11 protein-coding genes are annotated in these 10278 nt (G+C 59.6%); all 11 read left to right on the top strand.

Annotation, left to right across the window (positions count from 1 at the left end):
• Nucleotides 1-372: 372 nt before the first annotated feature.
• The 11 genes from rnr to hemH all read left to right on the top strand — a co-directional run bounded on the left by rnr (nt 373) and on the right by hemH (nt 10250).
• Nucleotides 373-2850, top strand: a complete 2478-nt coding sequence (gene rnr / locus BUE38_RS12940) for a ribonuclease R (protein ID WP_073435628.1) — start codon at nt 373-375, stop codon at nt 2848-2850.
• A gap of 2 nt (nt 2851-2852) precedes the next feature.
• Complete coding sequence (gene rlmB / locus BUE38_RS12935) at nt 2853-3662, top strand: 23S rRNA (guanosine(2251)-2'-O)-methyltransferase RlmB (RefSeq protein ID WP_073435627.1); 810 nt, start codon at nt 2853-2855, stop codon at nt 3660-3662.
• A 370-nt stretch (nt 3663-4032) separates the two neighbouring features.
• Nucleotides 4033-4404: a 30S ribosomal protein S6 gene (rpsF, locus tag BUE38_RS12930; RefSeq protein ID WP_073435626.1), complete on the top strand. Its 372-nt coding sequence runs from the start codon at nt 4033-4035 to the stop codon at nt 4402-4404.
• A 32-nt stretch (nt 4405-4436) separates the two neighbouring features.
• Complete coding sequence (rpsR, locus tag BUE38_RS12925; protein WP_016853668.1) at nt 4437-4664, top strand: 30S ribosomal protein S18; 228 nt, start codon at nt 4437-4439, stop codon at nt 4662-4664.
• Nucleotides 4665-4674: 10 nt separating this feature from the next.
• Nucleotides 4675-5535: a DUF2232 domain-containing protein gene (locus tag BUE38_RS12920; protein ID WP_073435625.1), complete on the top strand. Its 861-nt coding sequence runs from the start codon at nt 4675-4677 to the stop codon at nt 5533-5535.
• Nucleotides 5536-5550: 15 nt separating this feature from the next.
• Complete coding sequence (gene rplI / locus BUE38_RS12915) at nt 5551-5997, top strand: 50S ribosomal protein L9 (protein WP_073435624.1); 447 nt, start codon at nt 5551-5553, stop codon at nt 5995-5997.
• Nucleotides 5998-6133: 136 nt separating this feature from the next.
• On the top strand, nt 6134-7522 hold the full coding sequence (gene dnaB, locus BUE38_RS12910; RefSeq protein WP_073435623.1) for a replicative DNA helicase: 1389 nt from the start codon (nt 6134-6136) through the stop codon (nt 7520-7522).
• A gap of 87 nt (nt 7523-7609) precedes the next feature.
• Entirely contained in the window at nt 7610-7903 is a 294-nt protein-coding gene (locus BUE38_RS12905; protein ID WP_073435622.1) for a hypothetical protein, read from the top strand.
• Nucleotides 7904-8005: 102 nt separating this feature from the next.
• Nucleotides 8006-8278 (top strand): hypothetical protein, encoded by a 273-nt coding sequence (locus BUE38_RS22560; RefSeq protein ID WP_143166308.1) that lies wholly within the window; start codon nt 8006-8008, stop codon nt 8276-8278.
• Nucleotides 8279-8442: 164 nt separating this feature from the next.
• Nucleotides 8443-8745, top strand: coding sequence for a DUF6482 family protein (locus BUE38_RS12900; RefSeq protein ID WP_073435680.1), 303 nt, complete (start codon nt 8443-8445; stop codon nt 8743-8745).
• A 431-nt stretch (nt 8746-9176) separates the two neighbouring features.
• Nucleotides 9177-10250 (top strand): ferrochelatase, encoded by a 1074-nt coding sequence (gene hemH / locus BUE38_RS12895; RefSeq protein WP_234986962.1) that lies wholly within the window; start codon nt 9177-9179, stop codon nt 10248-10250.
• The last annotated feature ends 28 nt before the right edge of the window (nt 10251-10278 follow it).

Here is a 10278-nt window from a genome sequence, read left to right as displayed (position 1 = left end):
GGACGTGGAGGTTCAAGTCCTCTCCTGGGCACCATGTCATGACACAATCTGTCATGTAGAGATAACCGACTCATTGGGCAGCCTGGATATGCCGGAGAGTCATGAAGAGGCCGCGTATTGACGCGGTTTTTTGCGTTTCTGGTGTGTCGGTCTGAGCCCTTCTCGCGACTTCCGAGGCAGCCTCGGGATCCCTCTTCCCGCCCTGTATGACTCGCCGCTCTCGGTCCGTAACTGGTCGCTGAGCTTGGGGTGTGGTCCGCTGCGGCGCTATACTTCGCGCATGACAAGTGAAATCAACGTAGAGAACTTCTGCTCGCGCCCGGCTGCCGGCGCCCAGTTACCGTCTCCGACCCCGTCAAGGATGCATGCCGCATGACTCACTGGACGCTCGACAGCGACCCCCACGCCAGCCGCGAGGCTCACAAGTACGACAAGCCCGCTCCTTCTCGCGAATACCTGCTTCAGCGCCTCGAGGAAATCGGTACGCCGATCTCCCATGAGGAGATGAGCGATCAGCTCGGCCTGGCCGACGAGGACCTGCGTGAAGCGGTGCGTCGGCGGCTGGGAGCCATGGAGCGCGACGGACAGGTATTGCGCAACCGGCGAGGCGCTTTCGCGCTGATCAACAAGCTGGATCTGATCAAGGGCAAGGTGCTGGGGCACCGTGATGGATTTGGTTTCCTGCTGCGTGATGATGGCAAGAAGCCGGACCTGGTGATGCCGCCTCGTCAGATGCGTCGTGTCTTCCATGGCGACCATGTGCTGGTACGGGTCAGTGGACGTGATCGACGTGGGCGCGATGAGGCCACGGTGGTGGAAGTGTTGTCACGCAACACTGAGACCATCGTGGGTGTCTACCGTGCCAATACGCCGGAGTTCGGGGTGTTGATCCCGGAGAACAGCCGTATCGCGCTGGAAGTGATGATTCCGCATAGTGCTCGAGCAGGTGCCGAGGACGGCCAGGTTGTGTCGGCGCGCATCGTCAAGCAGCCGGAGACGCGCTCCCAGCCAGTCGGCGAGATCATCGAGGTGCTGGGGGAGCGTATGGACCCGGGCATGGAAATCGATATCGCCCTGCGCAGCTACGAGATTCCCGCAGAGTTTCCGATGGACGTCACCGACCAGATCGCCAGCATGTCGGCGGAGGTGGACGAGGACGACAAGCTGCATCGTGTCGACCTGCGAGACAAGCCGCTGGTCACTATCGATGACGAGAGCGCCAGGGACTTTGACGATGCCGTCTGTGCCTACAAGACGCGCTCGGGCAGTTGGAAGCTGCTGGTGGCGATTGCGGATGTATCGCACTACGTCAGGCCCGGCACGCCACTGGATACCGAGGCCCTGTCGCGTGGCAACTCGGTCTATTTCCCCGGTCAGGTCGTCCCGATGCTGCCGGAGCTGCTGTCCAATGGACTGTGCTCACTGAATCCCGGTGTCGACCGTCTGGCGCTGGTCTGCGAGATGAATATCTCCAGGAGCGGGACCATCAGTCGCTATCGTTTCTACGAGGCGGTGTTCCGTTCCCATGCCCGTTTGACCTACAACAAGGTGACGGCGATCCTTCAGGATGAAGGCGAGGAGGGCGAGGCGCTGCGTCGTGAATACAAGTCGCTGGTGCCGTCATTGAAGAACCTCCACGGCCTCTACAAGCTGTTGCGCGAGGCCCGCACCGAGCGTGGCGCGATTGACTTCGAGACCACAGAAACCGCCATCATCTTCAATGATGAGCGCAAGATCGAGAAGATTGTCCCGCGGTCGCGCAATGATGCCCACAAGATCATCGAGGAGTGCATGCTGGCCGCCAACGTGGCGACTGCGCGCTTCCTTGACAAGCATGACCTGCCGGCACTGTACCGGATCCATGAGCGTCCCTCTCCGGAGCGTCTCGACAAGCTGCGGCTGTTCCTCAACGAGCTCGGGATGTCGGTAGGCGGCGGTGATGCGCCGACGCCTCAGGATTACCAGGAACTGGCCGAAGCGATCCGTGATCGCGACGATGCCGACATCATCCAGACGGTGATGCTGCGCTCGATGAGCCAGGCAGTGTATTCGCCTCACAACGAAGGCCACTTTGGTCTGGCCTATCCGGCCTATGCCCACTTCACATCGCCGATTCGTCGCTATCCGGATCTGCTGGTACACCGGGCCATTCGCTCGGTGATCCGCGGTCCCCGTCAGACCAATACTGTGCTGCGGGCGGAGGGTGCTCCGGTCGAGCCGCCGAGCAAGTGGTGCCCCTATACCTTCGAGCAGATGCTTGAGCTGGGTGAGCATTGCTCGATGACCGAGCGGCGTGCTGATGACGCCACCCGCGATGTCGAGGGCTGGCTCAAGTGCGAGTTCATGTCCGACAAGCTGGGCGAGACCTACGAGGGCACCATCGCCTCGGTAACCCAGTTCGGTATCTTCGTGCGCCTGGAAGAGGTCTATGTCGAAGGCCTGGTGCATGTCACTTCTCTGCCTTCCGACTACTACCACTATGAGCCGGAGAAGCATCGTCTCAAGGGGGAGCGCACGGGGACCAGCTATCGTCTCGGCGATGGCGTGACGGTGCAGGTTGCACGTGTCGACCTCGATGACCGCAAGATTGACTTCGAGATGGCGGATGCCAAGCCGCGCCCGCGCCGTGCACCTCGCAAGCGTCGCTCCGGTTCCGCCGACTCATCCGGGCAGACAACAGGCAAGCCGGCGGCAGGCAAGAGTAGCCGACAGAAGCGCAGCAAGGCGCCGGCGTCCAGCAAGGCTGGTGACAGCGAAGCGAGTCGCAAGTCGAAGAAAACGCCAGATGTTGCCGAGAGCAAGGACGACGGCAAGAGCAAGGGCGGCAGACGCCGTCGCAACAGGAGATAAGGGTGGCCAGCAAGGGAAAACCACAACGTCGTCGTGGTCCGGGCGCGACTGCGCCAAATGGGCTGGATAGTGTCTTTGGCGTACATGCCGTCAAGGCGATGCTGGAGCGTGGTGAGGCTCCGCGAGAGATCTGGGTTCAGGACGGCGACGCTGGGCGTCGGCTCGCTGAGCTGATCGAGCAGGCGCGCAGCCGCGGCGCGCGCATGAAAACGTTGTCACGTGATGAGCTTGACTGGCTGGCTCAGGGGGCGTCGCATCAGGGGATCATTGCCTTCTGTGCGCCGTTGGCCCCAGAGGGAGAGGAGTCTTTGTGGTTGCGGCTCAAGGCCTGGACCCATGACAGCCCTCCGCTGTTGCTGGTGCTGGATGGCGTGACCGATGTCCATAATATGGGAGCCTGTCTGCGTAGTGCCGACGCGGCCGGTGTGCATGGCGTTATCGTGCCGAAGGACCGTTCGGCGCCGCTCAATGCCACGGTGCGCAAGGTCGCCTGTGGCGCTGCCGAAAATGTCCCGGTCTATCAGGTCACCAATCTGGCTCGCGCCATGGAGCGTCTCAAGGAGCATGGCGTCTGGATCACTGGAACTGCCGGTGAAGCCGAGCATAGTCTGTTCGAGGTGGATCTTGCCGGCCCTACAGCGCTGGTCATGGGGGCGGAGGGCAAGGGTATGCGCCGCTTGACCCGTGAAGCCTGTGATCGGCTGGTCAAGTTGCCCATGGCCGGCCAGGTGTCGAGCCTCAATGTCTCGGTGGCAGCAGGTGTCTGCCTGTTCGAGATTGTTCGGCAGCGGTTGGTAGGCGGTAAGGGGTAATACTGAGGCTACGAGCTACGAGCTACGAGCTACGAGCTACGAGCTACGAGCATGTGCACTGTGGGTCGGCTATTCGTGTTCCCGACACGAACACGCACTTCCCACGTCCATGTGGGTCGGCTATTCGTGTTCCCGACACGAACACGCACTTCCCACGTCCATGTGGGTCGCGTGCTATGAGCCTTGCTTGAGCGATACCCTTGTCGTGAGTTGTTGATGCGTCCTTGGCTTGTGTCCTGGCGCCCCTTCCTATAGAATCTTGGCGCCCGTGCGTCCAGTGCGGGCTCAAGGTTTTCAACTATCACTCCTTGCTTCCCCCGGTGCCGTATTTGCGGTCCTCGAGGAAGCTGCCAAACCGAAAGGAGAAACCATGCGTCACTACGAGATCGTTTTCATGGTCCACCCGGACCAGAGTGAGCAGGTTCCGGCCATGGTCGAGCGCTACACCAGCATCGTGACCGAGAATGGCGGTACTGTTCATCGTCTCGAGGATTGGGGTCGCCGTCACCTGGCCTACCCGATCAACAAGATCCACAAGGCTCACTACGTGCTGATGAATGTCGAAGCCGAAGGCGAGACTCTCGAGGAAATCGAGAACATCTTCCGCTTCAACGACGCCATCATCCGCAGCCTGGTGGTGCGCTGCAAGGAAGCCATCACCGAAGCGTCTCCGATGATGAAGCCGACCGAAGAGAAGCGTGCCCGTCGCGAAGAAAAGCCGCGCACCGCTGAATCTGCCTAAGTCACTCATCGCACGTTTTAAGGAGTCTACCCATGGCACGTTTTTTCCGTCGCCGTAAGTTCTGCCGTTTCACCGCTGAAGGCGTGAAGCAGATCGACTACAAGGATCTGGACACGCTCAAGGCTTACATCACCGAGACCGGCAAGATCGTTCCCAGCCGTATCACCGGAACCAAGGCCCGTTATCAGCGCCAGCTGTCTACCGCGATCAAGCGCGCGCGCTACCTGGCCCTGCTGCCCTACACCGACAGCCACCAGTAAGATTCAGCTTATGCTGCCCATCGCCCGCTGGTCGATGAAAGGGACGCCACAGGCCGCTGCGATTGTACTGCTGACGTCCATTGCACCGTTCCTGATGGTGTTCTGGTTCGGTTCAGCCATCGTTGCACTGGTGGCGTTGCGGCGGGGGGTGACCAACTCTCTGCCGGTCGCTGCCGCTTCGCTGGTCCCCGCCGGTTGGTGGTGGACTCAGGGAGAGCCGGTGCCGTTGGCGACAACGCTGTTGGCACTGCTGATGGCTGCGGTACTGCGCTCACGCGTCCGCTGGAGCGAAGCGCTGATCGCAGGGGCTGTCGGCGGGATGGTACTGACCCAGCTGGGCGTCTATGCCTCCGGGCTCGACACCGGCCTGTTGCTGGAGCAGATGCGTCAGGCCTGGCCGGACTATGTGTCGATGATCGACCAGATGGCCGCCGAATACGGGATCAGTTCCCAGCAGATGCTGACGGAGTTGATTGTCCTGGTTCGGGCCTGTGCAGCGCCGTCTCTGGCAGTGCTGGCGCTGATTCTGGCGCGAGCCTGGCAGGCCGGGTTGTATAACCCCGGCGGCTTTCGTGAGGAGTTCCACGCTCTGCGTTTGAACTCGCGCGAACTGCTGGTGCTGGTAGCGTTGCTGGCAGTGGGCTATATCACCGCCCATGGCGAAGTGGCCTACCTGGCGGGACTGCCGATCCTGATGGCCGGCATAGGACTGATTCACGGTGTGGTTGGACGTAAGGGAATGAACGGGGTGTGGTTGGTCGCGTTCTACGTGATGCTGATCATCCTCCAGCCCATGATTCTCATCGTTCTGGTTGTGGCCATGCTCGATACCCTGCTGGATATCCGCAGGCGTCTGGGCCACGACAACTGACAAGAGGTTTACGAGATGGAAGTCATTCTGCTCGACAACATTGGTAAGCTGGGCGGTCTGGGTGACAAGGTCACCGTCAAGCCTGGTTACGGTCGTAACTACCTGGTGCCCTACGGCCTCGCCGTACCGGCCACCAAGGACAACGTCGCTGCTTTTGAAGCCCAGCGTGCCGAGCTCGAAGCTCAGGCCGCCGAGCGCAAGGCCGCTGCCGAAGCTCGTGCAGAGCAGCTCAACGACATCGAGCTGTCTCTGGTAGCCAAGGCCGGTGACGAAGGCAAGCTGTTCGGTTCCATCGGTCCGCGCGATCTGGCTGAAGCCATTTCCAGCGCCGGGATCGAAGTCGCCAAGAGCGAAGTGCGTATGCCGGAAGGTCCGATTCGCAACACTGGCGAATACGACATCGTCCTGCACCTGCATGCCGAAGTCGACGCGACCGTTCGCGTGGTGGTCGTGGCCGAGTAACAGGCGCCACGAGCTACCGGGGCGCGGGGAGGAGTTTCTCCTTCCCGCGCTTTTTTGTGCTTCCGAAATGCCTGGCTCGCAGCTTGAGACAGATAAGGTAGAATGACGAGGCTCGAATCAGCCAGGGTGTGCGTGCATGAGTGAAGTTCAGGAGCTCGACCGGGAAGCCGCCGCGTTGAAGGTCCCTCCCCATTCCGTGGAAGCGGAACAGTCGGTGCTGGGTGGTCTGATGCTCGACAACCAGGCCTGGGACGGTGTCTCGGAGCGGTTGTCGGCAGGCGATTTCTATCGTTATGAGCACCGCTTGATCTTCAATGCCATGATCGGGCTGGCGGAAGGCAGCCAGCCGCTGGATGTCATCACACTTTCCGAGGCTCTCGAGGCTCGGGATCAGTTGGACAGTGTCGGAGGGCTGGCCTATCTGGCTGAGCTGGCGCGTAACACGCCGTCTGCGAGCAATATCCGGGCTTATGCCGATATCGTTCGCGAGCGCGCGACACTGCGCAAGCTGATCGAGGCGGCCAACCAGATTGCCGACAGCGCCTTCAGTCCCAGTGGTCGCCCTTCCGATGAGCTGGTCAACGAAGCCGAACGGCTGGTTTTCCAGATCAGTGAGGACCGGCCCAAGGCCGGTGGCCCGATCGGCATGAGTGAGCTGTTGACCAAGGCCGTCGATCGCATCGATGAGCTGTTCAACATGCAGGGTCAGATGACGGGGCTGTCCACCGGCTTCCGTGATCTTGATGACATGACCTCGGGCTTGCAGCCCTCCGACCTGGTCATCGTGGCCGGCCGTCCTTCCATGGGCAAGACGACCTTTGCCATGAACCTGGTCGAGCATGCGGTCGTATCCAGTGACAAGCCGGTGGTGGTCTTCTCGATGGAGATGCCCGCCGAGTCGATCATGTTGCGTATGCTGTCGTCCCTCGGTCGCATTGACCAGACTCGAGTGCGGAGTGGTCAGCTCGAGGATGAGGATTGGCCGCGCCTGACCTCGGCGGTCAACCTGCTCAAGGACAAGCAACTGTTCATCGATGACACCGCAGCCTTGTCGCCCAATGAGATGCGCTCCCGTATCCGACGCATTGTTCGTGAGCACGGTAGCATCTCTCTGGTCATGATCGACTATCTGCAGTTGATGCAGATACCGGGATTCTCCGAGAACCGTACCGGTGAGATTTCCGAGATCTCGCGCTCACTCAAGGGTCTGGCCAAGGAGTTTGGTTGTCCGGTGGTGGCACTGTCACAGCTCAACCGCTCGCTGGAGCAGCGGCCCAACAAGCGTCCGGTAATGTCGGATCTGCGTGAATCCGGCGCCATCGAGCAGGATGCTGACTTGATTGGCTTTGTCTATCGCGATGAGGTCTACAATTCCGATAACCCCGATAACAAGGGGCTGGCCGAGTTCATCATCGGCAAGCAGCGTAACGGCCCGATCGGTACGGTACATATGGCGTTCATCGGCAAGTACACCCGTTTCGAGGATCTTGCGCCTGATGCCTACGTCGATGGCTTCGGCGAGTAGAGATCGAAGCGTTGGGCATCAGGATTTCTCGAGCTCTTTTCCCAATGTGAGCTCTTTTGTTACCCCTATTCTGGAGACTGTATAACCATGGCAGGCGGATTTCGACGCGGTAACCGGCAGCGTGCCCCGAAGCTGGAAGCACGCGGCGTTCTGACATCGGTAGAGCGGGAAGGCCCGTTCAAGGAATGGCTGGGCATGCCGGACCTCTATCGTTATCAACTGGTGGTCGAGGGGGAGTCCTACAGTTACCAGACTGAGGATGCGGAGCTGCCGGTGGTGGTGGGTGATCGAGTTGTGTTTCGCTACAAGGAGACCAAGGCCGGAAAGTGGGTTGATCGCAACTCTCTGGGCAAGGCCATCGACCCTTCCGAATATCAGTAATCCTCTGAATTCCTGCGCCCGGTCAAGTGACCGGGCGTTTTCCTGCCTCCTCGTGTTGTCCGTCTTTCCTTCCGGTAACTTTTTGAAGTTACTGTGTTATTCATGGATCTTATTAACCCGGCATGCTTTTATGTTGGGTTAATTGCGGCACATGGACGTGCCGCCGTCGGCCATCAGGCCGACGCGAGACCGCACCACACCAGCAGATCCGCGTATCTGCGCCAGTGTGGTGCGGACGACAATCAAATCGATCAGGATGAGCTATTTGATTGCCATGTTAATAGTGTGGCAGGAACCTACTGCCCTGCGTGTCGTCAGATGAATCAGTCCATACGTCATCGTACTGTCACTGACGATGGTCAGGCTGTAGGATGAATTGGTGGGTGTGGTGTTTCACAAGCTGGCATGATTTCAGCGTTTCATGCTGAATCAGTGGCCAGAAGGCCCTTGATGGATCTGAAACACAAGGAACTTGCGAGGCACTGCACCTGACACCATGGACGAACAATTGGATATGGATAGTAGAGGTGAGAGATATGATGGAATTACAGGAGCTAAAGTCCTTTGTAGAACAACACGATAACTTCGAGATTCGTGTCATTAGCCATGCCGGCAATCGTTTCTACCAGGTGGAACTGGAAGATGTCGAAGGGCAGCGTAGTGTTATCGGTCGCCGTGGCAAGCCGGTACTGTTCCGGTCGCTGGATGATGTCTATCTGGAGCTGAAGCGGGCCGATATTCATCGGGCCTATCTGGTCCACCACGTGGCCAACGATGAAGTGGTCGGGCGTGAAGCTCACTACCATCAGCCGTTGGCATCGCGTACCCCGCTGGTTTTCTGAAAAGCCTCATCAGACTGACGTTAGCGTCTGCAACAAGTGTTTCGTGACAACCGGTAGTCGAACTACCTCCTTCCTTGATAGTGCAGTCCGAGAGCGCACGCTCTCCCTCCACAAGCCCCTGGCAATGATCGCCAGGGCACCGGGCGCGGATCATCGCGCTATCCCCTGATCTTCCCACTGCTCTGATCTTCTCACTGAATGTCCTCCCGGGGCTGCTTTCGTCGGTCGCATGGGGTTTCCACTTGTTGTCGGCAGAATGACAGGGTACTGGCCGTGGAACAGGGGGGAGCAATGGCGATGATAGCCGAAGTTCATTCGAGTCGATCCGTGGCTGGTGGTAACCTTGACGGCGTTTTCTGCTCAGGTCTTTCTTTTCATCCAGTGAGGTAAGCGACTCGATGGCCAATCCGGACACTGCTGAGATGTACTCGATGCCTTCCGTTGAGAGCACAGGCGCAGCGCGACCTGAACATGCTCCCGCCGACCACGTGGCAGTGGAGCATCAACGACTTGGAGTGCTGATTGTCAATCTCGGGACACCGGATGGCACCGACTACTGGTCGATGCGTCGATATCTCAGCGAGTTCCTGTCCGATCAGCGCGTGGTGGATTACCCACGTTGGTTGTGGCAACCGTTGCTGCAGCTGGTGATCCTCAGTCGACGGCCCTTTGCCTCGGGGCACGCCTATCGCAGCATCTGGAATCATGAGCAGGATGAAAGCCCGCTGCTGACCACCACTCGACGTCAGGCAGAAAAGTTGTCGGAAGTGCTTGGTGAACGCTTTGGTGACCGCATCGAAGTTGCCTATGGCATGCGCTACGGCAACCCCTCCACGGACAGTGCCGTGCGCGAGCTGCAGGCCCGGGGTTGTCAGCGCATCCTGTTCTTCCCGCTCTACCCGCAATATGCCTCACCGACCACGGCAACGGCCTGTGATCATTTCTTCCGTTCACTGATGAAGCTCAAGTGGCAACCGGCGGCGCGAACGGTGCCGGCGTACTTCGAGCACAGCGGCTACATGCAGGCCCTGGCATCGTCGGTGCGTGATGTGCTGGGAGAGGACGAGACGGGAGAGGATGGTTGGCCTTCAGCGTTGGTGGCGTCCTACCATGGTGTACCACAGCGATTCCTGCGTGATGGAGACCCTTACTACTGCCAGTGCTGCAAGACGACCAGGTTGCTGGGTGAGCAGTTGGGGCTTGAGGAGGGGCGTCTCATTACTACCTTCCAGTCGAAGTTCGGTCCCGAGGAGTGGCTCGGCCCGGCGACCGTGGACAAGGTGGCTGAACTGGCGCGGGCCGGTCACCGCCATATCGCTGTGTTGTCTCCAGCCTTTGCAACGGACTGTGTGGAAACTCTTGAGGAGATCCAGCAGGAAATTCGCGATAGTTTCCTGGCGGCAGGAGGAGAGCGCTTTACCTACATTCCCTGTCTCAACGACCGCGATGATCATATCGAGGCGCTGGCTGATATTGCTGTCGGAGAGTTGGCGGGCTGGCTATAGGCGCAGCGTAACCCGTACGTTGAATGAC

Origin of the sequence: Halomonas cupida (assembly GCF_900142755.1) — a bacterium.
GTDB lineage: Bacteria > Pseudomonadota > Gammaproteobacteria > Pseudomonadales > Halomonadaceae > Halomonas > Halomonas cupida.
This window is presented reverse-complemented; position numbering and strand designations above follow the sequence as displayed.

Excerpts from the sequence above, each read along its gene's own strand:
- rplI (WP_073435624.1), top strand. The coding sequence starts at position 5,551 with ATGGAAGTCATTCTGCTCGACAACATTGGTAAGCTGGGCGGTCTGGGT.
- dnaB (WP_073435623.1), top strand. The coding sequence starts at position 6,134 with ATGAGTGAAGTTCAGGAGCTCGACCGGGAAGCCGCCGCGTTGAAGGTC.
- rpsR (WP_016853668.1), top strand. The coding sequence starts at position 4,437 with ATGGCACGTTTTTTCCGTCGCCGTAAGTTCTGCCGTTTCACCGCTGAA.
- rnr (WP_073435628.1), top strand. The coding sequence starts at position 373 with ATGACTCACTGGACGCTCGACAGCGACCCCCACGCCAGCCGCGAGGCT.
- hemH (WP_234986962.1), top strand. The coding sequence starts at position 9,177 with ATGCCTTCCGTTGAGAGCACAGGCGCAGCGCGACCTGAACATGCTCCC.
- BUE38_RS12900 (WP_073435680.1), top strand. The coding sequence starts at position 8,443 with ATGGAATTACAGGAGCTAAAGTCCTTTGTAGAACAACACGATAACTTC.
- BUE38_RS12920 (WP_073435625.1), top strand. The coding sequence starts at position 4,675 with ATGCTGCCCATCGCCCGCTGGTCGATGAAAGGGACGCCACAGGCCGCT.
- BUE38_RS12905 (WP_073435622.1), top strand. The coding sequence starts at position 7,610 with ATGGCAGGCGGATTTCGACGCGGTAACCGGCAGCGTGCCCCGAAGCTG.
- BUE38_RS22560 (WP_143166308.1), top strand. The coding sequence starts at position 8,006 with ATGGATCTTATTAACCCGGCATGCTTTTATGTTGGGTTAATTGCGGCA.
- rpsF (WP_073435626.1), top strand. The coding sequence starts at position 4,033 with ATGCGTCACTACGAGATCGTTTTCATGGTCCACCCGGACCAGAGTGAG.